21 protein-coding genes are annotated in these 25,950 nt (G+C 38.0%); 2 read left to right on the forward strand and 19 right to left on the reverse strand.

Annotated features, from left to right (window positions below):
- Nucleotides 1–16: 16 nt before the first annotated feature.
- The 19 genes from purF to GHI93_RS03005 form a co-directional block, all read right to left on the reverse strand.
- Nucleotides 17–1,465, reverse strand: a complete 1,449-nt coding sequence (gene purF, locus GHI93_RS02915; protein WP_246177001.1) for an amidophosphoribosyltransferase — start codon at nt 1,463–1,465, stop codon at nt 17–19.
- 145 nt (nt 1,466–1,610) lie between these two features.
- Entirely contained in the window at nt 1,611–5,324 is a 3,714-nt protein-coding gene (locus GHI93_RS02920; RefSeq protein ID WP_153495434.1) for a phosphoribosylformylglycinamidine synthase, read from the reverse strand.
- A 10-nt stretch (nt 5,325–5,334) separates the two neighbouring features.
- Complete coding sequence (gene purC / locus GHI93_RS02925; protein WP_153495436.1) at nt 5,335–6,042, reverse strand: phosphoribosylaminoimidazolesuccinocarboxamide synthase; 708 nt, start codon at nt 6,040–6,042, stop codon at nt 5,335–5,337.
- Nucleotides 6,043–6,205: 163 nt separating this feature from the next.
- A complete protein-coding gene (purK, locus tag GHI93_RS02930) occupies nt 6,206–7,327 on the reverse strand; it encodes a 5-(carboxyamino)imidazole ribonucleotide synthase (RefSeq protein WP_153495437.1) in 1,122 nt (373 codons plus the stop codon).
- 1 nt (nt 7,328) lies between these two features.
- Entirely contained in the window at nt 7,329–7,811 is a 483-nt protein-coding gene (gene purE / locus GHI93_RS02935; protein ID WP_153495439.1) for a 5-(carboxyamino)imidazole ribonucleotide mutase, read from the reverse strand.
- 140 nt (nt 7,812–7,951) lie between these two features.
- Complete coding sequence (whiA, locus tag GHI93_RS02940) at nt 7,952–8,875, reverse strand: DNA-binding protein WhiA (RefSeq protein ID WP_153495441.1); 924 nt, start codon at nt 8,873–8,875, stop codon at nt 7,952–7,954.
- A 33-nt stretch (nt 8,876–8,908) separates the two neighbouring features.
- Entirely contained in the window at nt 8,909–9,880 is a 972-nt protein-coding gene (locus GHI93_RS02945) for a gluconeogenesis factor YvcK family protein (RefSeq protein WP_153495443.1), read from the reverse strand.
- Complete coding sequence (gene rapZ / locus GHI93_RS02950; RefSeq protein ID WP_153495445.1) at nt 9,877–10,764, reverse strand: RNase adapter RapZ; 888 nt, start codon at nt 10,762–10,764, stop codon at nt 9,877–9,879. Before rapZ ends, GHI93_RS02945 begins: the two co-directional genes overlap by 4 nt.
- 96 nt (nt 10,765–10,860) lie before the next feature.
- Nucleotides 10,861–12,216 carry an RsmF rRNA methyltransferase first C-terminal domain-containing protein gene (locus GHI93_RS02955; protein ID WP_153495446.1) on the reverse strand — a complete coding sequence of 452 codons (1,356 nt, stop codon included), beginning with the start codon at nt 12,214–12,216 and terminating at the stop codon, nt 10,861–10,863.
- 41 nt (nt 12,217–12,257) lie between these two features.
- The gene (cls, locus tag GHI93_RS02960; protein ID WP_153495448.1) at nt 12,258–13,712 is read right to left on the reverse strand and encodes a cardiolipin synthase; all 1,455 of its coding nucleotides are present in this window, start codon (nt 13,710–13,712) and stop codon (nt 12,258–12,260) included.
- A gap of 167 nt (nt 13,713–13,879) precedes the next feature.
- The gene (locus GHI93_RS02965) at nt 13,880–15,790 is read right to left on the reverse strand and encodes a PTS fructose transporter subunit IIABC (RefSeq protein ID WP_153495450.1); all 1,911 of its coding nucleotides are present in this window, start codon (nt 15,788–15,790) and stop codon (nt 13,880–13,882) included.
- A gap of 76 nt (nt 15,791–15,866) precedes the next feature.
- The gene (pfkB, locus tag GHI93_RS02970) at nt 15,867–16,784 is read right to left on the reverse strand and encodes a 1-phosphofructokinase (protein WP_153495451.1); all 918 of its coding nucleotides are present in this window, start codon (nt 16,782–16,784) and stop codon (nt 15,867–15,869) included.
- 12 nt (nt 16,785–16,796) lie between these two features.
- On the reverse strand, nt 16,797–17,501 hold the full coding sequence (locus GHI93_RS02975; protein WP_343030300.1) for a DeoR/GlpR family DNA-binding transcription regulator: 705 nt from the start codon (nt 17,499–17,501) through the stop codon (nt 16,797–16,799).
- 111 nt (nt 17,502–17,612) lie between these two features.
- The gene (locus tag GHI93_RS02980; RefSeq protein ID WP_153495453.1) at nt 17,613–18,758 is read right to left on the reverse strand and encodes an amidohydrolase; all 1,146 of its coding nucleotides are present in this window, start codon (nt 18,756–18,758) and stop codon (nt 17,613–17,615) included.
- 313 nt (nt 18,759–19,071) lie between these two features.
- Nucleotides 19,072–20,895 carry a molecular chaperone DnaK gene (gene dnaK / locus GHI93_RS02985; RefSeq protein WP_153495455.1) on the reverse strand — a complete coding sequence of 608 codons (1,824 nt, stop codon included), beginning with the start codon at nt 20,893–20,895 and terminating at the stop codon, nt 19,072–19,074.
- A gap of 72 nt (nt 20,896–20,967) precedes the next feature.
- The gene (gene grpE / locus GHI93_RS02990; RefSeq protein WP_153495457.1) at nt 20,968–21,525 is read right to left on the reverse strand and encodes a nucleotide exchange factor GrpE; all 558 of its coding nucleotides are present in this window, start codon (nt 21,523–21,525) and stop codon (nt 20,968–20,970) included.
- 36 nt (nt 21,526–21,561) lie between these two features.
- Nucleotides 21,562–22,602, reverse strand: coding sequence for a heat-inducible transcriptional repressor HrcA (hrcA, locus tag GHI93_RS02995; protein WP_153495508.1), 1,041 nt, complete (start codon nt 22,600–22,602; stop codon nt 21,562–21,564).
- A 147-nt stretch (nt 22,603–22,749) separates the two neighbouring features.
- Nucleotides 22,750–23,163, reverse strand: coding sequence for a hypothetical protein (locus GHI93_RS03000; RefSeq protein ID WP_153495459.1), 414 nt, complete (start codon nt 23,161–23,163; stop codon nt 22,750–22,752).
- Nucleotides 23,164–23,188: 25 nt separating this feature from the next.
- Nucleotides 23,189–23,881 (reverse strand): histidine phosphatase family protein, encoded by a 693-nt coding sequence (locus tag GHI93_RS03005; RefSeq protein ID WP_153495461.1) that lies wholly within the window; start codon nt 23,879–23,881, stop codon nt 23,189–23,191.
- A gap of 158 nt (nt 23,882–24,039) precedes the next feature.
- Between GHI93_RS03005 and GHI93_RS03010 the strand changes: the two genes are divergently transcribed.
- Together GHI93_RS03010 and GHI93_RS03015 are read left to right on the forward strand one after the other, a co-directional pair.
- Nucleotides 24,040–24,990, forward strand: a complete 951-nt coding sequence (locus tag GHI93_RS03010) for a UbiA family prenyltransferase (protein ID WP_153495463.1) — start codon at nt 24,040–24,042, stop codon at nt 24,988–24,990.
- A 71-nt stretch (nt 24,991–25,061) separates the two neighbouring features.
- Nucleotides 25,062–25,943, forward strand: coding sequence for a sulfite exporter TauE/SafE family protein (locus tag GHI93_RS03015; RefSeq protein ID WP_153495465.1), 882 nt, complete (start codon nt 25,062–25,064; stop codon nt 25,941–25,943).
- The last annotated feature ends 7 nt before the right edge of the window (nt 25,944–25,950 follow it).

A 25,950-nucleotide genomic window follows, 5' to 3' on the forward strand; every position in this document is an offset into this window, starting at 1 on the left:
CAGTACTGACAGAAATTTAGTGTGTGATTTCTAAGCTTTCAAGGTACTCTTTTTCGTAGTCATAGAGTGGGGTGGGGTATTTTCCGTCAAAATAAGAAAGGGTTAATTGATCATGTCCAATTGCTTCAACTAATCCTTCTTTTGAAAGAAAATGCAAGCTGTCAGCACCGATTAATTGGCGGATTTCATCCACTGTATGATGTGCTGCAATCAGCTCATCACGACTTTGGATATCAATCCCGTAAAAACAGGGATAAGCGAGTGCTGGACTTGCGATTGCTACGTGAACTTCTTTGGCACCAGCGTCTTTAAGGAGCTGCACGATGCGTCTGCTCGTTGTCCCACGAACGATGGAATCATCCACCATAATCACACGTTTTCCCTCGACAACACCGCGCACCGCTGACAACTTCATTCGGACGCCCTGCTCACGCAATTCTTGTGTGGGTTGAATAAATGTTCTTGCGACATATTGATTTTTGATCAATCCCATTTCGTAGGGCAATCCAGATGCTTCTGCATAGCCAGATGCTGCAGAAAGTGAGCTGTTAGGAACGCCAATGACAATATCTGCATCAATTTGTGACTCATTTGCCAAAATTTTTCCAGATCGTTTTCTTGCAGTATGGACATTGACACCATGGATGGTGCTGTCAGGACGGGCAAAATAAATGTACTCCATTGAACAAATTTTTAGGTCCGTCTGATCCGTGTAAGTATCAAAATGAATCCCTTTGTCATCGATGACAACAATTTGTCCAGGTTCTACATCTTGAATAAATTCGGCACCAACGACATCAAAGGCGCACGTTTCAGAAGCGACAACGTAGGCCCCATTTTTTAATTTTCCTATTGATAAGGGGCGAAAGCCATTTGGATCAAGTGCTGCGACAAGTGAGGTTGGGGTCAATAACAAATAAGCAAACCCACCATTTACAGTGTTGAGCGCTTCTTTTACTTTTCCCATAAAATCAGGATGATGACTGCGTTTGATTAAGTGCATGAGAATTTCTGAATCTGAATCTGATCCAAAAATTGCACCATCTTTTTCAAGCTCACAGCGCAGTGTGACCGCATTGGTCAGATTTCCATTATGCGCAAGTCCTAAGCTGCCATCAAAGAAATTGAAGCGAAAAGGTTGAATATTTGAAATCGATGCTGATCCAGCTGTTGCATAACGCACATGGCCAATTCCAGCATTTCCTGTCAGTACTGACAGATCCTTTTCATCCCGAAAAACCTCTGTCACAAGCCCCAAACCGCGATAACGATGAAAACTTCCAGCATCATTCGTTAAAATTCCAGCACCTTCTTGTCCTCGATGTTGCAGTGCGTGTAGGCCAAAATAGGTCAATTTTGCAGCATCTGGATGTCCCCAAATCCCGAACAATCCACATTCTTCATTTAGATGACTATTTTCTGTCACATTCTCTTTTTTGCTAAACCAATTGTCTATCTCAGTCATTTTTTCCTTGTCAGCACTGACAAAACGCATATTTTTGCTGACACACTCCATTTCATCTTCGTTAGTTCTATTTTAACGTGATTGTTCGTCAAATAAAAGTCTTGAATCGAAATTCAAGACTTTTTATCTCTTATTGTTCGGATTTTCATTTATTCAAGAAATAATTGACACCCGCTTCAAAAATCTTTTGATCGTATTCGCCAATGACGTTTTTGAAAATATCCTGTCCCATCCGCTCAGAATGACCCATCTTTCCAAGAATGTGTCCATCCTCAGAAATAATGCCTTCAATCGCCTGAACGGATCCATTTGGATTATATCGTTCATCCATCGTAGGCACATTGTCCTGATCGACGTACTGCGAAATGACCTGACCTTTTTCTGTCAGTACTGACAACAGCTCTGAAGTGGCTACAAATTTTCCTTCACCATGAGAAATCGCAACATTTTGAATTTCTCCTGTTTTTGTCAGTTGCAACCACGGCGATTTTGCACCCGTCATGCGCGTTCTGACAATTTTTGATTGGTGACGATCACTATTATTTCTGACCAACGTTGGCGAATTTTTCGTGACTTGTCCAAATTTTCCGTACGGTAACAATCCAGATTTTATCAGCGCTTGAAATCCATTACAAATTCCCAAAATCAACCCGTCGCGTGACAATAAATCCTCCACAGCCACTCGAATTTTCTCATTCATCAAAACGGTCGTGATGAATTTTCCAGAACCATCCGGCTCATCACCAGCAGAAAAACCACCAGAGAGCATCAGAATTTGAGATGCTGAGATTTGTTTTGCAAACTCATCAATAGAATCCTCAATTTGGCGCGCAGATTGATTTCTGAACACAGAGATCTTCGTCTTTGCACCCGCCGCTTCAAACGCACGCGCACTGTCATACTCACAGTTCGTACCAGGAAATACAGGAATAAACACCTGTGGCTGACCACGAAAAACAGTTGATTTTTGATTTCTGTCAGTACTGACAACATCAATTTTCGCTACTTTTTGAGTATCATCCGTTGATACTACTGGATAAACCGCACTAAATTTTCCTTGCCAAGCTGAAATGGCCTCATCAATCGTGATGATTTCACCATTGATCTCTAATTCAGCAGCAGCTGTTGTCATCCCAAGAAATTCTGCCTGTTCAAAATCCAATTTTGAGCGACTTTCCACCACAATTGATCCAATATTTTTATCAAATAAATGGTCACAAACAACAGAGAGTCCGATTTTATTTCCAAAACTCATCTTTGCAAGTCCTTCAGCCAATCCACCTTCTTTAATCACAAAACTTGAAACAATATCCCCAGACGTGATGGCGTGATGGATAAAATCAAAATTGCGACTCAAAAGTGCCGTATCTGGCATAAAATCAGCTTTTGGCGTATGTTTGATCAAGTAAAGATAATGATCTGCTGCTTTTAATTCAGACGAAATAATCTGACGTGCATCTGCAGTTTGAACCGCAAACGAGATTAATGTTGGGGGGACTGTCAATTCTTCAAATGTTCCTGACATCGAATCTTTCCCACCAATAGCAGCCAATCCAAACTCATGTTGAACTTGAATCGCACCAAGAAGCGCAGCAAACGGTTTTCCCCATTTTTCAGGATCATGTCCTAAGCGTTCAAAATATTCTTGAAATGAAAATCGAATGCCTTGCCATTTTCCACCCAAAGCAACGATTTTTGCCATTGATTCCACCACCGCATAAGCTGCACCGTGAAATGGAGACCATGCTGATAAATCTGGATTATATCCAAAAGTCAATAAACTTGCTGTATTTGTTTTGCCGTGGCGCACAGGAATTTTATGAACGGATCCTTCTGTTTCAGTCAATTGATACTTCCCACCAAAAGGCATCAGTACGGTCGTTCCACCAATAGTAGCATCAAAACTTTCAATCATGCCTTGTAAACTTGCCACATTATCCTGCTTCAAATGATCCAAAAACTGAGTTTTTAACGCTTCATTGCGTGCTGGACGAGCAAATGGATCCCCTTTTATTTCCGTTTCAACTTGCACACCAATTTCTTGTTTTGCCCCATTCGTGTTCAAAAAATCGCGTGAAATATCCACAATTGACGTCTTTTGCCATGTCATGACTAAGCGATTTGTATCCGTCACCTCAGCGACAACCACAGCATTCAAATTTTCCATTTCAGCATAATGAATGAATGCTTCAACATCACTTGGTGCAACGACAACAGCCATCCGCTCTTGCGATTCAGAAATTGCAAGTTCTGATCCATTCAACCCTTGATATTTCACAGGTACTTTATCCAAGTCAATCAAAAGCCCATCAGCCAATTCTCCAATCGCAACTGCGACGCCACCTGCACCAAAATCATTACATTTTTTGATTAATGTCGTTACTTTTTGCTCACGGAATAAGCGCTGAATTTTTCGCTCCGTTGGTGCATTTCCTTTTTGAACCTCAGAAGACGCTGTTTCAACAGAATGTACCGTGTGAGATTTGGATGACCCTGTCGCACCACCAATCCCATCACGACCTGTTGCACCACCAAGTAAAATAATCTTGTCTCCCGGATCTGAAGAATCCCTACGAACATTCGCTACTGGCGCAGCCGCAACAACAGCTCCTGTCTCCAAATGTTTTGCTTTGAATCCTGGATGATAAAGCTCACGCACAAAACTCGTTGCCAATCCGATTTGATTTCCATAAGAAGAATTTCCTCGTGCAGAATTTTTAGAAATCAATTTTTGTGCCAATTTTCCTGTCCGAGTTGCCTCAATCGGCTCTAAAATATTCGCCCCACCAGAAATCCGCATCGCTTGATACACATAAGATCGCCCAGACAATGGATCTCTAATTGCTCCGCCAATACATGTCGATGCCCCACCAAAAGGTTCAATTTCTGTCGGATGATTATGTGTCTCATTTTTGAACATCAATAACCAAGGCTCTTTTTTTCCATCCACATCCACATCAATATAAATCGAACACGCATTAATTTCATCTGTGATTTCAAGATCTTCAAGTAAGCCAAATTGACGCGCTTCACGCGCATTAATCGTTGCCATATCCATCAAGGTCATGTTTTTTTGATTGCGATGTGTCACTTTTCGCATATTTAAATACGTTGAAAACGCATTTTGCAAACTCTCTTGAAATTTTCCTTCTTCAAACGCGACTGATTTGATGACGGTCTCAAATGTCGTATGCCGACAATGATCTGACCAATACGTATCTAGGACTTTCAGTTCCGTATCACTTGGATTGCGCTTTTCTACATCTCTGAAATAATCCTGAATAAAAATTAAATCAGCAAGCGTCATTGCCATTCCTTTTTCCGTCAAAAATTCATCTAATTGCGCAGCGCTAAACGTAATGAACCCCTCATAGATTTCGACCGTTTTTGGGGCGATTGCTGCATCAATTGCAAGCGGTAAATCTAAGTTTTTCTCTCGACACTCAATAGGATTGATTAAATAAGCCTTGATTTTACTCAATTCATCAAAAGTGATGCCCTCAAAAACAAAAACTTTTCCACTTTTAATTTTAACTGCTTCATTTCCAGTCAATAACGTCAAGCATTGCTCAGCAGAATCTGCCCGTTGATCATATTGCCCTGGTAAAAATTCGATTGCAAAATAAATTTTCCCCGAAACATCAAGAACATCAAAAACCTCATCTGTCACGACCTCAGAAAAAACATGACCTTTAGCGATTTCCAACTCCTCTTTTGAGAGATTAAAACAATCATAACTATTGATTAATCGAACCGATTGAATGTCTAACTTCAAAGACTCATTTAATTCCCGTTTCAATGCGAAACTTTCTGTTGCAAAATCTCCTTGTTTTTCAACAAAAATGCGAAATTGATTCATTTTATTCTCCTTAAACCCCTTGTAACCGACGAAGGACTTCATCATAAACATCCGTCAAACTTCCAAGATTACGCCGAAAAACATCCTTATCCATATGATGTCCTTCTTTATCCCAAAGTCGTGTACAATCTGGACTAATTTCATCTGCAAGGATAATTTCTCCTGCCTTATTTCGTCCAAATTCAATCTTAAAATCAACCAAACTCAAGTCAATCGACGCCCAAATTTCTTTTACAATCTCATTAATCTTGAGTGTTTCTTTTTTAAGATCAGCAATCTCATCATCCGTCGCAATCCCTAAATACTTCACATGTTCGTCATTAATGAATGGATCATCAAGTGCATCTGATTTATAATAAAATTCGATGATCGGATTACGAAGTACTTCTCCTTCTTCAAGTCCAAAACGTTTTGCAAAAGAACCCGCTACACGATTACGCAATACGACTTCAAGCGGAATAATTTCAACCTTTTCATTTAATTGTTCGGTTTTTGAAATCATTTCGATAAAATCTGTTTTTATCCCTTTGGCATTCAATTTTTCAAACATAATGCTTGAGATTTGATTATTCAATGCACTTTTGCCAATAATTTGTTCTTTACGAAGTCCGTTGAGTGCCGTTGCTTGGTCAAGATGTTCGACCCAAACTACATTTTCATCATCCGTTGCATACAGTTTTTTTGCTTTTCCTTCATAAAGTAATTCGCCTTTTTGCATTGTTTTTTTCTCTCTTTTCTTTTTTATGATGTGTTTAATTAAATTTCCTATACTCCTATCTTAAAGTTTATTGTACGATTTTTCAAAGTTTTACCGTGATTCTTCCTGTTTTTACATACGATTGTTCGGAAATAGAAAAAACCAGTTCACACTGGCTTTTATTTTATTCGACATCCGTCCAGATGCCCGTGTCGTGAATTTTTTGAAGCGTTTCTTCAAGCTCATGTTCAACACGGACATTGATGTGTCCCATTTTCCGATTCTTTACGGCTTTTGCTTTGCCATACAAGTGTAGTTTACTAAAAGAAAGCAAGGAATCATATTGAGCAAGATCTAGCAAATGTTGTCCTAAAATATTGACCATGACCACTGGATAAAGTAAATCCGTTTGACCTAACGGCAACCCACAGATTGCACGAATTTGTTGTTCAAATTGTCCAGTACTGCAAGCATCCATACTAAAATGTCCAGAATTGTGAGGACGTGGTGCCAGTTCATTGACATAAATTTTATCTTTCGTCACAAACATTTCAATCGCTAAAATTCCAACCAATTTTAATTCATCTGCTATTTTTAATCCAATTTTTCGTGCTTCTTGATTGAGCGTTTCTGAAAGTAGTGCAGGAACGATGCTTTCATGTAAAATATTATTCACATGTCGATTTTCTGCGACAGGTAAAACACTCACTTCCCCCGTGACAGAGCGCACTACAATTACTGATACTTCTTTTTCAAAAGGAATCAAATCTTCTAAAATACACTCTTGTTGTTCACAAAGTTCAAGTGCTGGCAAAAGATCCGCTTCACTTCGCAAAACCACTTGACCCTTGCCATCATATCCTCCCGTTGTGGTTTTTAGGACTGTTGGATAATGAACTTTCTCAAGTAACGCTTCTTTTGAAGTAATCAAAAGAAACGGTGCAACCGGAATTCCCATCGCTGAAATGGTTTTTTTTTCAGTCCAACGATGCTGACTGATCTTTAAAACTTCACTTCCTTGAGGCAAGTACGCATGAGATTCAAGATAAGAAAGTGCCTCATAATCAATATTTTCAAACTCATAAGTGATCACATCACTTACTTTTGCTAACGCTTTGATCGCGTCTAAATCATTATAAGCAGCTGTGATTTCAATATCTGCGACTTGTGCACAGGGACAATTTGGAGTCGGATCCAGCACAGCAACAGTATAGCCCATTTGTTTTGCAGAAATAGCCATCATTCGTCCTAATTGACCGCCACCTATAATGCCAATCGTTTGATTTGATCTGATTATTCTTACCATCTTATAAATCACTTTCTAAAACAGATTGTTCGATTTTTACTCTTCTTTGAGTCAATTTTTCAAATAATTGTTCGTCTTGATTCGCCAAAATTTGGGCGGCTAAAAGTCCTGCGTTTGTCGCTCCTGCTTTTCCAATCGCCACAGTCGCAACAGGAACACCACCAGGCATTTGGACGATAGAAAGCAACGAATCCATTCCTTGTAGTGCTTTCGTTTGGATAGGAACGCCAATCACCGGAACGAGTGTTTTTGCCGCTACCATTCCTGGTAAATGAGCTGCTCCGCCAGCCCCTGCAATAATCACCTTGATTCCGTTAAGGTGCGCATTTTGAGCATATTCAAACATCAAATCTGGTGTGCGATGCGCAGATACGACCTTTTTTTCATAAGCAATGTTAAGTTCATCTAAAACTGCACATGTTGATTGCATGGTTTCCCAATCTGATGTAGATCCCATGATGACTCCAACTTTTATTTTTGTCATGACCTCATATCCTTTTTCTCTTGATACTTTCAGTTTATCTTTTCATCCGTTGAATTTCAATAAAAAACTAACGCTCACACCATCATTTCTCACTAATGTTCGGATTTTAAAAAAATACAGCAGCGCTGTACTTTTTGAGATTATAGATGGATGCCTGTGTTTTTTATATCATTTGAACGCTCTATGATTTTTCTTAAGCGATGATTAACTCCTGATTTTCCTAAGGGGGGATCAAGTAAAGCTCCAAGTTCCTTATAGGATGCTTCAGGATTTTCAATTCTTAACCGTGCAATTTCCATTAATTGTGGTGGAAGTTGGACAAATTCTTTTTTTTCATAAAGAAATCGAATTGCATCAATGGCTTCTTGTGCTGCTGAAACTGTTTTTCCAATGTTTGCAGATTCAAAATTAGACTGACGATTGGCAAGTCCTCGCATTTCTCGGATCATTTTTGCATCTTCAAACTTTAATCTTGCCTGCATGGCACCAATTAATGTCAGAAAATCCATGATTTCTTCTGCTTTTGATAAATAAAGAATGTATCTATTTTTTCGCTCGATAATTTTGGCGTTTAACTCAAAATTTTTAAAAAGTTCTTGAAGATCTTCTGCATGTTCTTGATAAACATTAGCCAGTGAAAGTTGATATTCTCCTTTTTCAGGATTATGTAAACTTCCACTGGATAAAAAAGCCCCACGCAAATAATCTCGCTGAATCAACAGATCATTTTTTACAAATTCTGGAACGCCATTATCTAACAAAAGAGAATCCGCAAGGGATAATTCATCAAGCAATTCATCGACCTGATGGTCAATAAAAACGGTGTAAACACGATTTTTTGATAGTGTTGTTTTTTGATGGACGTGAATTTCTGCACGGATTTCAAACAAATCTTGAAGCATTTGATAGATGTATTTTGCTGTTCCAGCGTTTTCAGTCGTAATCGAAAGGGTTAATTTTCCAAAAATCCCTAAAGATCCATTCATTCTTACTAATGCTAAAAGAGCACCTGTAGTTGAAAAATTCGATGTGAGTTCTTTTTTGACATCACTTGTGAAACTCATGAGATGTGTTCCTTCTATTTTTTTAAGCTCCCGTCACACACGATTTGCGATGGTGACAATTTCTTTTGCGACTGCTTCACCATCATGAAATGCTCCTCCATCTCGCAAATTAAGAAAATTGTTTGAGATGATATTGACATGCTGTGCTGTTAGTGCTTCGAAATCGTGGTCCACTTGAACCAAATACTCATCAAACTTATTACTATTCATGTATTCTTTTGGAACTTTTTCGCTATTGACTAAAACAGTGTCGATGATGTTAGTGCCAAGATGTTCATGTAACACACGCACATGGTCAGCATCTGTAAAATGCTCTGTTTCTCCTCGTTGAGTCATGATATTGCAGACATAAACGATCCGCGCAGAGGTTTTCCACAGTGCTTCGCAAATTTCAGGAATCACAATGTTGGGTAAGATCGAAGTAAATAAAGATCCTGGACCAAGAACAATCGTATCTGCTTCCATGATTGATTTGACAACATTTCTTGAAGCAATCGGATCTTCTCCTGTCGAGGTTTCAGTCAAATAAACATGATCAATTTGTCCTTTGTATCCTGCAATGTGACTTTCTCCAGAAACTTCATGACCGTCTTTAAATACGGCATGTAGGGTCAAGGTCATGTCCGAAGAAGGATATATTTTTCCATCAATATGAAAAAATTTCGCGAGCGTTTGAATCGCACGATAAGTGGATCCTTGCATTTCTGCAACGGCAGCGATAATTAAATTTCCAAGTGGATGTCCTGCAAACTCACCATCTGATTCATCAAAACGATATTGCAGAATTTCTTCATTAAATTTTGGCATATCCGACATTGCAATCAATACATTTCTCAAATCTCCTGGAGGAGCGATATTGACTGCTGAGCGAATGCGACCGGATGAACCACCATCATCTGCCACAGTGACAATCGCTGTCAAATCAACATGTTCTTTTCTGAGGGCTTTTAGAACTACTGGAATTCCTGTACCGCCTCCAATCACGACTATTTTTGGTTTACTCATGAGCGATTCACCGTTTCTTTTCTTCTGTCTTTGTCTCTATGGCTTGTGTTGACGCGCCAATTTTGACTGAGTTCTTTTGATAAACGCTCAGCAAATGCAACGGAGCGATGTTGTCCTCCTGTGCAGCCAAACGCAATGGTTAAAACCGATTTTCCTTCTTTTTTGTAATCTGGCAAAATCGGAAGGAGGAGGTGCAATAGATTTTGATAGAATGCTTCTGATTTGGGATGATTCATGACATAATCATACACTGGCTTTTGAGTCCCATCAAGCTCTCTTAAGTCTGGAAGATAGTATGGATTGGGCAAAAAACGTACATCAAAGACGAGGTCAGCATCAAGTGGAAGGGCATATTTAAAGCCAAAAGACATGATTTCAATCCGGAAAGTAGAGGTGGTTTGCGTTGAAAAAGCGTGTAAAATCTTTCCGCGCAATTGGCGTGGTGTTAATTCGCTTGTGTCAATCACGACATCTGAAAGATTTTTTAAATCCGTCAGAATTTCGCGCTCAAGTCCAATCCCATCAAAAATACGTCCATCAATTGCAAGTGGATGACTTCTTCTCGTTTCTTTATACCGCGCAACAAGTTCATTATCGTTGGCATCCAAAAACACAAGTCGAAAATTGACATGTGGCAGATCTGAAAGTTCTGTGATGATGCTTTTGAGGTGCTCAAAAAAAACACGCGAACGCATATCAACGACCATTGCGATTTTATCAATTTTATTATCTGGAGTATTTAATAATTCCACAAATTTTTCGATGAGCATGGGAGGCATATTATCCACTGTAAAATAGCCCATGTCCTCAAATGACTGGATTGCGACTGTTTTTCCAGCTCCTGACATCCCTGTGATGATCACGATATTTAATTTTTTATCCATTATAAATCCTCTCTGATTTAGTTCTGTCAGTACTGACAGCATTTTTCTCGTTTCTGTCAGTACTGACGGCGCAGAAAACTCCTCGATCAGCGCTTATCAATCCACGTGAAAGCGCAGTCCTTTGGGGAAATAATTTTTAACAACGCCATCTACTATTTTTGCAAATCCTAATCCATTTTCTTTGATGAGCAATTGAACCCACCCTTTTTTGTCAGTACTGACAGAAAAAGTTGCACCAGAAACATAGCTTTTAAATTGCGCTGATGTGATTTCAAGGCTTTGCTTCACCTCATCAGGTTTTAGGGCAAGCCCCAATGCAAAACTTGGTTCGAACCGATTTTTCTTGAACTGTCCCAAATGAAGTCCATTGCGGGCAATTTTAAGCTGTTTTAATGGCGGAAGTCCTGTTGGTAACAAATAAAGATTCTCTCCAAAAACTTGTAAATTTTGCTTTTCGTATGTAAACATGAGATTTTTATTTGCAAAATCTTGCCATAATTTCATTTGTTCTTGTGAGAGATTAAACGCTACTTTTTGATTTTTTTTCTGTGGTTTTGATGAAATCGTGTCCACGTTCTCATTTTTTCCGTGATTTTTTACTTTCGCAACAAATTGTCCCTCCCCCGAATACGAAAATGGCCAGCATCGGATTGCTTCAGGCATTTCAATGCCTTCACTCAAGCCATCTGAATGAGGTAAATTGACCAACTCAAGTGTGGGATAATTTTGAAGTAACCATCTCACATTTTCCTCATTCTCCTCAAGAGACCACGTACACGTTGAATAAATCAAAATTCCCGTTTCTGACAGCATTTTCATGGCTTGACTCAAGATTTCTCTTTGCAAAATCGCACACGTTCTTGGATAATCTTCTGTCCAATAAGTCATTGCGTCTGGTGTTTTTCTAAACATCCCCTCACCTGAGCACGGTGCATCAATCACAATCAAATCAAAAAATTCTGGAAAAACTTGTGCTAATCGCTCACTTGTTTCATTGAGCACAATAACATTTCTTGCACCAAAACGCTCAATGTTTTCAACTAACACTTTACTTCTTTTTCCTGAAATTTCATTTGAAACCAAAAGTCCTTCATTATTCAAATCGCTCAATAATTGCGTCGATTTTCCACCAGGTGCTGCACATAAGTCCAGTACTTTTAAATTTCCTTTGGCATTTGCCATCTGTGCTACGACTTGTGCTGCAGGTTCTTGTGAATAAAGCAATCCTGTGACGTGTTCAGCAGATTTTCCAGATATTTTCCCATAAAAACCGTGAGCGCTGACAGGAATCGGCTGATCCTGATTCGTTTTTAAGTAAACTTCTGTATTTTTAAGCGGATTAATTCTGTAAGCACTGACAGGAGTATTATTGAAGCTCTCAATGAACCTCTCATAATCATCAGCACTCAAAATTTCCTTGTATTTCTTTTTAAATTCTAAAGATAAATTCATAAAACTTTCTATTTCTTATCATCTTCACATTTCTTTATCATTTACAACATTGGACTGATTAATCGTGCTAATCCTTCTTTAAAACGGATAATCAGCGATCGTGCTTCATAACGCTCCATCGTCAAAGGCTGACTGACTTTTAAATCATCCATAAAATTATGCCGCAAATCTTGAGCAAACTGATAATCATACACGACAACATTTGCCTCAAAGCAAAGTTGCAAACTCCGATAATCAAAATTTGCAGAGCCAACCGATGCATACTCTCCATCAATAATCAGATTTTTTGCGTGCACAAAACCATTTTCATAAGTATAAACTTTGGCACCATATTTCAATAAATCCGCTGAATTATAATAAGTTGCCCAATACACAAGCGGATGATCTGGCTTGTTTGGAATCATCAACTTCACTTGAACACCAGACAACAATGCCAATTTCAAAGTTTCATGAAGCGCATCCGATGGGATATAATATGGTGTTTGAATAATAATTTCACGCTCTGCACCAGAAATCATCTTCATATATGTCAGTTTGATTTGCTCTTTTGCCTCATCAGGACCTGACGTAACAAGCTGTGTCATCACTTTTCCATCACTTTTCACATCAGGAAAATAAGGTTCTCCTTGAGTAATCTCAAAATGATGTTGTGAATTCCAATCTAAAATAAACCGATGTTGCATTGAATAGACAATATCCCCCGTTAAACGTAAGTGATTATCACGCCAATACCCGAATTTTTTCGTCACTGTCGCATATTCATCTCCAACATTAAAACCGCCCGTATAGCCAATTCGACCATCAATCACCACAATTTTTCGATGCAGTCGATAATTCGTCCGCGGATTGATCAACGGCATAATTAGAGGAAAAAACTGAGCCACATGTCCGCCCTGAGCAATCAATTCTGAAAACTGTTTTAATTTTGTTTTATTTGACCCCCAAGCATCAAAAAGCAACCGCACTTCAACCCCTCGTTTACTCGCTTCAACTAAGGCGGCATAAATCTCTCTTCCCAAATGATCCATCCGAAAAATATAATACTCCATATGAATCGACTGTTTTGCTTCATTAATATCTTTTAGTAAAGCATCAAATTTCTCTCGTCCATCATTGTAAATTTTCACATCTGTATTTGTTGAAATAATGGATTTTTCTTCACGATAGAGCATGTTCATCAACTGACCGATGGCATGATTTTTCCTCATTTTTTTAATGAATTTTTTATCATTATAAGCTTTATTCGCATTAATCAGTTGTTTTTCAAATCCCATATGAAATTGTTTACGATCTTTAAAAATACGATAATGAGAAATTCCACGTCCAATCAAAATATAAAGAATAAATCCAAAAACAGGAATAATATTAACGACAAAAAGCCACGACCACGTCGCTGCCGTACTCTTTCTTTCTCGAAAAATAATAATCATTGACAAAACAAAATTCAAAGCAAAAACAAACAATTCAAATAACGCCAACACATTAAAATCTAACATCATCCCTCCTTTATAATGAATCCTTCTTTTATTATATCAAAAATTGAACCATTTATGTCAGAGTCTCCAGAGATTCATTCTATATCAGCAAAAAAAATGCGTGATTTTACTGATTCTTATTATTTTTAACTAAAAAAGAAGTCTTTCAACTTCTTTTTTTATGATGCTTATTTTGCTTTTTTCAATACACCGAATAAAACACCTGAAACAATCGCTCCAATGATGATAAAGAGCAAATATAAGAGTGGATTATTCGTCAATGCAAGAACGAAAATTCCTCCGTGAGGAGCCATGAGCTTAATGCCCGCAGCACCTGTCAAACCTCCAGCAATCGCAGCACCAATCATAAATGATGGAATCGCACGCGCAGGGTCAGCTGCACCAAATGGAATAGATCCTTCTGTGATGAATGAAAGTCCCATCACGATATTCGTCAAGCCAGCGTTGCGTTCTTCTTTTGTAAATTTATTTTTAAAGAGAAGTACAGCAACAGTTGTTGCAAGAGGTGGAACCATTCCACCTGCCATTACGGCAGCCATCACAGGTGATCCACCTGTAGCGACTGTTGCAGCAAGCGTACCAGTCGCAAAGATATAAGCGGCTTTATTGATTGGTCCCCCAAGGTCAATGGCCATCATTCCACCAACAACAAGACCAAGCACAAGAGCAGATGCACCAGATAAGCTATTTAAGAAATTAGATAAACCAGTATTAATCGCAGCCATCGGAATATTAATAAAGAGCATCAAGAATCCTGTGATAAATGTCCCAACCAGCGGATAAATCAAAATTGCTTTGATTCCATCAAGGGAGTGAGGCAATTTCGCAAATACTTTACGCAAAACAAGAATCACACCACCTGCAAGGAACCCACCGACAAGCGCACCAAGGAATCCTGAAGGAATCATTTTTGTAGGATCAAGATGACCAAAAGCCAATCCTGAACTTGACATTGATCCTGCTACAAAACCAGCAACAAGTCCTGGCTTATCCGCAATGGAATTCGCAATAAATCCAGCAAGAACAGGGAGCATAAAGGCAAATGCAGCACCACCGATATTTTTAAAATAAGCAGCCAATGGATGATAAACACCGAGTTGGGCCAGATGATCGTGTGGAACTCCCATCGCTTGGTCAATCAAGAATGCTAGTGCAATCAAAATCCCTCCACCAACAACAAATGGAAGCATTGCAGAAACACCGCCCATCAAGTGTTTGTAAAATTTTTGACCCATTGTTTGTTCTTTATCGGCAGCACTAGAACTTTCAGCTGCATCTTTTGACTCATAAACGGGTGCTTTTCCTGAAAGTGCTTCGTCAATCAATCCTTTTGTATCACGAATCGCACGAGCTACCGGAACTTGAACCATTTCTTTTCCTGCAAAACGCGCCATTTCTACTTTTTTATCTGCGGCAACAATAACTGCATCTGCTTTTTCGATATCACTGCTGGTTAATCTGTGATCTACACCACGAGCGCCATTCGTTTCAACTTTAATCCCCACTCCCATCTCAAGGGCTTGTTTTTTAAGGGCTTCTTCTGCCATGTAAGTATGTGCAATCCCTGTTGTACAAGCAGTAACGGCAACGATAAAGTGTTCTGCATCTTCAACCACAGCTGTTTCTTTTTGTTTTTCAGAAAAGAGTGCAATCACATCTTTTGGATAGTGTGTTGCACGTAATTTTGCATTAAATCCATCTTTCATCAAGAACGTTGAGAGTTGAGACAGTGCCTCTAAATGAGTATTATTAGCACCTTCTGGTGCTGCAATCATGAAGAATAAATAGACAGGTTGTCCATCTAATGCTTCGTAATCTACCCCAGCAGCAGATTTAGCAAATACTACCGCGGGAAGTTTAACGGCAGCATTTTTACTGTGCGGCATCGCAATTCCTTCACCAAGACCAGTAGAAGTTTGAGCTTCACGTGCCAAAATTCCTGCTTTGAATGTTTCAAAATCATCAACATAACCTTGTTCTACAAGACTTGAGACCATTTCATCAATCGCAGCAAGTTTTGTTGTTGCTTTTAAGTCGAGCAACATCAGCTCAGGCTTTAATAAATCTTTAATTTCCAAGAGAAATCCTCCTATTTTTTTTAAGAAGAAGGGATATGTACTTCTTCTCTAATACATTTATTATTTTCGAATTTACTTAAACCAACTTTGTAATTTCGATTTGTTGCAAACATTTTTGTAAATAGCTACTTGATGGCATGTCTTCTGAGAAAACTTTTGCTGTCCCACAAGCAACACCTTGTTTAAATGCCTTTACGGGATCTTTACTTTTAGACCATTCTGACAAGAATCCAGCAACAGTTGAATCTCCAGCACCAACTGAATTTTTAATGATTCCTTTGACAGGGGCTGCAAAATAAACTGAAGTATCACTGAAAAGCAGCGCACCATCACCAGCCATAGAGACCATGACATTTTGAGCTCCCATTTCCAACATTTTTTGTCCATAAGGAATAATGTCTTCTTTTGTCTCAAATTTTACATCGAACATTTCTTCTAATTCTTCTCGGTTTGGTTTGATGACTAAGGGTTTTTTAGACAAAGTGCCTAAGAGCTTTTGACCATCGACATCAATCGCAAAATTAGCATCTTGCAATTTCACAAGCTTAATCAATTGCTCATAAAAGGAATCTCCCAAGCTTTTTGGGGCAGTGCCCGCAAAAACCACGATATCCTCAGAAGTCAATCGATCAAATGTTTTTACAAAATTTCTAACATCTTCTTCGGTCAAATCTGGACCAGCAGCATCTAAACTCGTTTCTGTTTCTAGTGTTTTGACTTTAACATTGACTCTGGATTGTCCAAAAATTTGGGTAAATTCTGTTGTAATCCCTTGGGCTGCTAGACTTTCTTGAATGGCTTTTCCTGTGAAACCACCAATAAATCCAAGCGCAGTATTTGGTGTTCCAAGAAGTGAGAGCATCCGACTTTCCATGATGCCCTTTCCTCCAGGTGTGATGCGTGTTATCTTTGTTCGATTGACTTCGCCAACTTCTATTTGGTCATAAGCCATGAAATAATCCAATGCTGGATTAAGTGTCACTGTGTAAATCATAATTCCTCCATTTTATTCTGTAATGACTTCTACTTCATCTTTTGTCGCGAAACGCACAAAACTTGTTTGTCCAAGTTTACTACGATCCATCAAGAGATAACTTTGTTGAGATTGAAGCACAGCTTGTCTTTTGATGGCTGCTTCTTCACTGTCTGGTGTCATTGCTCCATTTTGAGCATCAAAACCATTTGCACCAAGAAAAGCTACATTAAATCGATAAGTGCGCAATTGATCTAGCGCAAGCCCACCGATGACAGAATCCGTACTTTTTTTAATCATCCCTCCCAAAATATACACGTTAATTTTTTCGTTTGTCAGTAATGACGCATGCGTTGCAGAGCTTGTGACAACCGTCAAGTGTATATTGAGCTGATTCATCTCAGGAATCAATGCTCCTGTCGTTGTTCCTGCATCCAAATAGATCGTATCTCCGTTGGCAATCTTTTTAACCGCTTTTTTTGCGATAATGAATTTTTCTTGAACGTTTTTGGAATATTTTTCAATCATGGTTAATTCAGTGGAAAAGTCTTGTAAAAGTTCGGCTCCTCCATGAATCCTTCGCAATAATTGATCCTCTTCAAGTTCATTTAAATCCCTTCTTATCGTTGATACAGAAGAATCCGTAAGCGATTGTAACTCTTCTAATGTCGCTCGAACGTGTTGATTGAGATGGGCTAAAATTTTTTGTTTTCGGTCATTTGCTAAAATATAAATCACCTCCTGAAATTGCTTTCATTTTAATTATACACTTTTTTCTTCCAAAATCAACCATAAACTTTCATTTTTAACAAAAAAAATAACTTTCACGTTATTTTTTAATGTTTGTTATTATTTATTAAAGTATTCAAGCATTGTATCAGCAGTATGAACATAGTATTCAACAGCTGTTTTTATGGTTTCATCTTGCACAATCATGTCCGCAAAATGTAAGCCCGATGACAAGGGAGCATTTGATCCAATAAGGGCAAAGACACTTGGTGCCAATTTTCCGTACGCTGCAAAATCTTCGCCAGCACTTGAGGGATCTGGAACGATTGTTTTGGCATGCCATTTTTTTGTTTCAGAAAATAAGACTGCTGTTAATTCTGGATCATTGTAAGTAGCATCTGAGCCCATCACCCACGTGATTTCTGCTTGAACGCCCAGCGCTTGTGCTGTATGTTCGACAATTTCGATGAATCTTTTTTTCATTAATTGTGTGATTTGATCATCAAACGTTCGAATGGTCCCCTCAAATCTAGCTTGATTCGGTAAAACATTCCAGGTCTGACCTGCTTCGATATGCGTCACAGAAAGGACTGTCGCTTCTAATGGCGGAGTATTACGTGAGACAATCGTTTGCAGATTTTGAATGATGCTTGCACTCGCAACAATTGGATCAATCCCTTCGTGAGGGTAAGCTGCATGGCTCCCTTTTCCTTTGATTGTCACATCAAATTGCTCTACTGCTGCCATCACTCCTTTTGCGCGTAAGCCAATTGTCCCAGCTGTTAGCGTCGGGAGATTATGATAACCAAAAAATGCTTCCACATCATCAACCAATCCACTTGCAATCACATCTCTTGCTCCTGTTCCCAGTTCTTCTGCTGGTTGAAAAATTAATTTGATGGTTCCTTTTAGCGTCTGCTCTTTTGCTTTGAGTAGTTTAGCCGCACCTAAAAGACTCGTCATGTGTAGATCGTGACCGCAAGCATGCATCACGCCCGAATTTTGAGAAGAGTACGCCAAATGTGTGGCTTCTAAAATTGGTAACGCATCAAGATCTGCTCGTAATGCAATCACAGGTTTTCCATTCCCAATTTTTGCTACAAATCCCGTTTTTAACGTTTTGGAAGCTAAAATTTCTATTCCGAATTCATTCATCTTTTCGCTCAGAAACGCGGTCGTTTCCACTTCTTTTTCAGACAGTTCTGGATGCTTATGAAGGTGGTGACGGATATTTACAAGTTCTTGATAAAAACTTTCTTCAATCATATTTTTCAACTCTTTTCAACGTTTTTTGTTTTTCATCGTTCTTGAATGATTTTTCACTCACTTTTTTTAATCTCATGCTTAAATTTACTCTTCTTATCTTTCTAAAAAATCTCCTCATTTTAGTATATCAAAATCATTTTTGATCTGCTATTTTGATTTTTTATGTCGCATTCGTATTTTTCGAACCCCGATTAAACCGCATTACTTTTCAAACGCAAAAATCAATAAAAATAATTTCTGTCAGTACTGACAGAAATTTATCTGGCTAATTACTAAAAAACGTGTTGTCAGTACTGACAGCACGTTTTTACTTTTATTTACTTTCTTCAAAATCGCCATCAAAAGTATTTGCATCTTTTGGAGCTTCTTGTGATTGTTCTGCATTTTCTGCGCCTGCTTGAGCAGCGTTCGCTTGTTCATAAAGTTTCACAGCGAGATTTTGAGCAATTTCAGAAAGTTCTTCTGATTTTTTCTTGATGTCTTCTGTATCGTCCGCTTCAAGAGCTTTCTTCAATGCTTCTTTAGCGTCTTCGGCTTTTTTCACTTCAGCTTCATCAACTTTTCCATCAAGATCTTTCAGAGTCTTTTCAGTTTGGAAAACAAGGGCATCTGCATTATTACGCACATCAACTTCTTCTTTACGTTTTGCGTCTGCTTCTGCATTTGCTTCTGCATCTTGTTTCATTTTTTCAATTTCTTCTTCAGAAAGACCAGAGTTTGATTTGATGACAATGGTTTGTTCTTTTTGTGTGCCAAGATCTTTAGCTTTTACAGAAACAATACCGTTTTTATCAATATCAAATGTGACTTCGATTTGAGGAATGCCACGTGGTGCTGCAGGGATATCTGTCAATTGGAAACGTCCCAACGTTTTGTTGTCAGCGGCCATTGGACGTTCTCCTTGGAGAACATGAATGTCAACAGCTGGTTGATTGTCAGCAGCAGTTGAGAAAACTTGTGATTTAGATGTTGGGATCGTTGTGTTACGGTCAATCAATTTTGTAAAGACCCCACCCATTGTTTCAATCCCAAGTGACAAAGGAGTCACATCAAGTAAAACAACATCGTGAACATCACCTGTGATAACACCCCCTTGAATCGCAGCTCCCATTGCTACCACTTCATCAGGGTTCACTGATTTATTTGGTTCTTTTCCTGTTTCATGACGTACAAGTTCAACAACAGATGGGATACGTGTTGATCCTCCGACAAGTAAGACTTCATCAAGATCAGACGCTGAAAGTCCAGCATCAGAAAGTGCTTGACGTACAGGCTGACGTGTCGCTTCAACAAGTGACAACGTCAATTCGTCAAATTTAGCACGTGTCAAGTTCATTTCTAAGTGAAGTGGTCCTGCAGCACCAGCGGTGATAAATGGTAAAGAGATGTTTGTGTTTGTCACGCCTGACAAGTCTTTTTTGGCTTTTTCAGCAGCATCTTTCAAACGTTGCAAGGCCATTTTATCTTGAGAAAGGTCAATTCCGTTTTCTTTTTTGAACTCAGAAACCATCCAATCAATAATCACTTGGTCAAAGTCATCCCCACCGAGTTTATTATTCCCTGCAGTAGCCAACACATCAAAGACCCCATCACCAAGTTCAAGGATAGAAACATCGAACGTTCCTCCACCAAGGTCATAAACCATGATTTTTTCATCCTTGTCCGTTTTGTCAAGGCCATAAGCAAGCGCTGCTGCTGTAGGTTCGTTGACGATGCGTTCTACTTCAAGTCCTGCGATTTTACCTGCATCTTTTGTTGCTTGACGTTGTGCATCATTGAAATAAGCAGGAACTGTAATGACTGCTTTATCAACTTTTTCACCAAGATAGCTTTCAGCTGTTGCTTTCAAATTTTGAAGAATCATTGCTGAAATTTCTTGTGGTGTATATTCTTTACCGTTTGCAGAAACTTTTGCGGGTGTTCCCATTTTTGATTTGATAGAAATAATCGTATCTGGATTTGTAACTGCTTGACGTTTTGCAGCATCACCAACAATGATTTCACCATTTTTGAATGCGACAACAGATGGAGTGGTACGATTTCCTTCTGGATTTGCGATAATTTTTGCTTCTGTTCCTTCAAGAACAGCAACTGCTGAGTTTGTTGTACCTAAGTCAATACCAATAATTTTAGACATATTTATTTCCTTCTTTTTTTGATTTATCTTTTCTATAGTTTTATGACATCACGGTCAATTTTAATTCGATTTTTAAGCTTGCGCAACAACAACCATTGCTGGACGAAGTAAACGCTCATGAAGTTTATATCCTTTTTGGAAAACTTGAACAATACTGTCGGCTGGATGCTCATCATCTGCCGGAATGGTTTGAACGGCCATGTGAAAGTTGTGATCAAAAGTAGTCACAGGAACTTCTTCAATGCCTTCATCTTTGAGTGCTGAGACTAAACTTTCTTGAACCATTTCAAGTCCTTTTTTGACTTCTTCTGTGATTCCTTCAACAGCAAGGGCGCGTTCAAGATTATCAAGCGATGGAATGATTTTTTTAGCCAAGTCTTGAGAACGATATTTTACTAATGTCAATCGTTCTTCATTCGAGCGACGTTGCATATTTTGCATTTCAGCTGAAACTCGTAAATATTTATTTTCAAATTCTTTTGCTGTGTTTTGCGCTTCTTCAAGTTCTGAAACTTCATCTTCAACGATGTCTTCAAGTACTTCTTCTGTCAGCGTTTCACTTTCTTTTATTTCTTCTTGATTTTCTTTGATCGTATCGTTTTTTAGTTCTTCTTTATTATCTTTGGACATAAGTCCTCCTTTTTTAAATGGATTTTTCAATTGATTCTATGTCCTTATTTCATAGTGATTACCATCAAGATAACGATAATAATCAGCAAGTTTCATGGACAACACTTTAGCAACCAAATCAAGAACAGATAAGGTCTGACGATAATCTAACTCAACAGGTCCAATCAACGTCAAACTTCCAAGTCCACGATAAGGAATCACAAATTTTTGATTGAGAATCGTTAAATTTTTTAGAAAGTCTTTTTTATTGAACTCAACCAAGCGCATCTCATCATTATCCGTCATTTCTCTAATTTCATGAACCATAAGTCTGTCATTCGTCAAGAGTTTATAAAGTTCTGAGAGATTTTCAGTTGTGTAATCAAACACACTTTGACGTCCACCAGAAATTAAGCGCTCATCAAACAAGTCAGAAAAGACGGTCTCAAAAAGCTGTAAAACATCTGACGTTACTTTGAAATAACGTTGAACAATTTGTGGAATTTCAGTGCGCAAAGTATAATGAATTTCTAAGACTTTTTTTCCCACTAATCTTTCTTTCACAAGATTTGAAAAAACTTGTAAATCACTATCCGTCATACTTTTGGGAAGTGAAAATTGATTGGTCCGAACTTCACCAGTTCCTAATGTGATTACTGACAAAACAGAATGCGTATCCAGTAATACTAACTCAAAGGAGGCAAGTTTTTGTTCTTGTTGTGGAATACTTAAGACAAAGCTTGTTAATCCTGTCAGTGCTGACAGCGTGTTTGCAGCGGTTTGAAATAAATCTGTCAGCCTGTAAAATTCACCATCAAAAGCTTTCATTACTTGAAACAAGTCATTTTGACTAAATTCTTCAAAAGTTAAAACATGCTCGACAAAATACTTATATCCCAGAACACTCGGAACACGCCCACTTGACGTGTGTTCTTTTTGAATGAATCCCAGATCTTCTAGCACCTTCATATCGTTTCGAATGGTTGCGCTAGAGGCATGAATTTCATCAAGCAACGCTTTTGAGCCAATCGGATTTCGATCTTTGGAATAAAGTGAGACAATTAGATTTAAGATTTGTCTTTGACGTTCTGTAATCAATGACAACACCTCGCTTTCCATTGATTCAACTTCAAGATTAGCACTCTTATTCCTCAAGTGCTAAAACTATTATATCGCTTTTAAAATCCTCTGTCAAGAAAAGAAGCACAAAAAATTAGCACTCTTTTTAATAGAGTGCTAATTTTTTTATAAAAGGTGTAAAATCTTAGAATTTTTCCAGATATTAATGAGCGAAACAAGCATCACAATCACAATAAAAATCTGCTCAAGCCCAATGGTATGACGAATGAAAAGATAAATAAAATCCACCAACAAAAATAACGCCATCAATTCTAACAAAACAAAAGTCAATCGCCAAAATTTCACTAATAAGCCCGCAACAATCAAAATAAAAAGAATGATTAACCAATTTCTCCACGAACTTAACGATGGTTGCGTATTGGTGTAAAGAAACGAAACTTTCGCAAAAAAACTTTTTAAAAACTGAGTAAAAGGATTTTGATAGGTCATCAAAAATTTCACTGCTTGTGTCATCGCGTAGAAAAATAGTGCGACATTGAGATATAAAATTAACCAAGAAGACTCAAAAAATTTTTTCATTTTTATGCTCTTTTTCTTATTTTAATCAGTGATCATCATGCTTTTCACTCATGATTTTTTTCCCGATTTCTCGATAAGACATATCTCCCACTTTGAAAACCGAAAAATGATCATTTTCATAAGTCAAGTGCGTGACCGAGCCATTATCAAGTCCATGGGGTCTAGGTTTATCCGGCTGTAATAACTTGATTAATGTCGCAATCGTCATCCCATGACTCACAATAATCATGTTTTTGGCTCCTTTTTCTTGCGCTTCTTTTGCCATATCCGAAAAACCATTCAAAATCCGTCCAGAAAGTGTTTCCCATGTCTCAGCCCATCCTGCCGTATCAACTTCATATATTGCATTGGCAATGGCTTCAAAACTTTGTTCTTCTCCATTTTCAACAAAAACACGAGGGAGCACACCATCAAAAAGTTCCCCATCATATCCACCATCAAAGCTTCCAAAACACCACTCTCGAATCCGCGGATCAAACCGATATGGAATGCCTTCGTTTTCTGAGTGTTTCAAAATCAATCCCATGGTTTGAATGGTTCGTCCAGAATCAGATGAAAAAGCAAGATCAAATGTTAAAGCTTTTGCTTTAAATCCCAGTCCCAGCTCAATAATGCCTCGCTCCCCTTCTTTTGTCAGTGGTGTATCAGACCATCCTTGCGCGCGTCCAATCGTATTAAACATCGTCTTTCCATGACGAACCAAGTAAATATTTACCATTTTTCCCCCTTGAGATGATTATTTTTCTTCTTCTAATATTATACCAAAAAAAGAGCAAAAATCGTAAGCCCTTACGCTTTCTTTTTTGATTTTAAAAATCATATTATTTTTTTTAAAAAATAACTTTTTTTTATATCCAAATTTGCTATAATATGCTTATGAACTTCAAAACTTTTCTTAATTTCACACGAATTCAAACACTTCCTGTAGCACTGTTATCTCCCTTAGCTGGAATGATGTTTTCACTTTGGTATTTTAGAAGTTTTCACTTGATTCAGACCATTCTATTTGTGATTGGACTCATTGCAATCAATCTTTTTGTGAGTGCTTGGAATAATCTGATGGACTATTATAAGGCCAAAGATCCCGAATATAAAGCGCGTGAAAACATCATCTCAAATCGCAACATTCCCCCAAAATTAGCACTTATGACCTGCCTTTTTCTTCTTTTTATTGATATTATTGTGGGAATCATCGTCCTGTTTTTGACCAATCTTGCTATTTTACCCGTCGGTGGGCTGTGTTTTTTAGTCGCAATTTTTTACACCTTTGGTCCATTTGCCTTTAGTCGCTTTCCATTAGGAGAAATTTTAGCTGGTTTATGTGAGGGATTTTTTGGATTCTTTTTAGCCGTTTACATTAATTCTTATGATCAGAATTACTTTTCAATTCATTTTGAAGGATTAAAGATGAATTGGATTTGGGATTTTTCTGCACTATTTCCCATTGTATTAGTTGGTTTAATTTGCTTTTTTCAAAATTTTAATGTCATGCTCTCAGATAATATTTGTGATTTAGAACAAGACATTAAAAATGAGCGATTCACACTTCCTTATTATCTTGGAATTCCCTTTTCTTTAATTGTTTATCGCGTGATGTATCTCATTCCACTTGTTTGTCTTTTTCTTTCCCTTTACTTTAAAACTTTACCACTTTCTTCACTTTTGATGCTCTTCATTCTTCCACTTTTATTTTCAAACATGAAGCATTTTTTAGCAAAACAAGTCAAGTCTGAAACTTTTCATTATCAAATCGACAACTTAATCTTATATAATGGATCACTTGCAGCCAGTCTTTTGCTCGGAATTTTAATCCGTGGGTTTCATTAAAAATATGAGAATATGATTCAAAAACAGTACCTCATCTGGCATTTTATGCCTTTTTTTGTTATAATCATGCAATGGAAAATACAGTTTTAAAAATTATTCAAATCATTCTTTTACTCGCCGTGCTTTACATCATTTTTCAAATCGCAAGGGCTTATCAAAAAAAGCAGGCCTCATTTGGGGACTCTAAAAAGTTTTTTACAGGATTTCTGATTGGTTTTATTACAGATTTATTGGATACTTGGGGAATCGGTTCTTTTGCAACAACCACAACCCTTTTTAAGTTTGCGCACTTTCATGACGATGATAAAAATCTTCCAGGAACCATGACCGTCGGGCACGCAATTCCCGTCATTGTGGAAGCTTTTTTGTTTATCACAGTTGTCAAAATTGAAATGACCACACTTATTCCGATGACTTCTGCTGCGATTCTGGGAGCTTTTTTTGGGACACGCATTACGAAAAATTGGAATGCTAAACTTGTGCGTGGTACATTGGGCATTCTTTTAATCGTTGCTGCTATCATCATGCTACTTCGTTTAATTTTAAACCCTGGAGAAAATTTAGCTGAAAACGTGCATGGTTTATCGTTATATTGGTTAATTGGAGGACTCTTTTTTAATTGTGGCGTTGGGATTTTAATGACAATGGGACTTGGAAATTATGCTCCTGAGCTTGTTTTTTTCAGCTTAGCTGGTGTTAATCCACTCATTGCACTTCCTGTAATGATGCTTGATGCTGCTATGATTATGACAACTTCTGTTGGCGCATTTATCAAACAAAAAAGGGTTTATTGGCCGGGCCTTTTAGGCATTGCTCTGGGAGGAATTTTAGGAGTATTTTTTGCAGCAAAAATTCTGACAACAATTAATTTAGAACTTTTCAAAATTTTAACCATTGTCATTGTCATTTACACTGGTGTTATGCTTATCCTTGAATCTCTGAAAGCAAAATAAAAAGAGC

It is taken from the genome of Lactococcus hircilactis, assembly GCF_009601015.1.
Classification (GTDB): domain Bacteria; phylum Bacillota; class Bacilli; order Lactobacillales; family Streptococcaceae; genus Lactococcus; species Lactococcus hircilactis.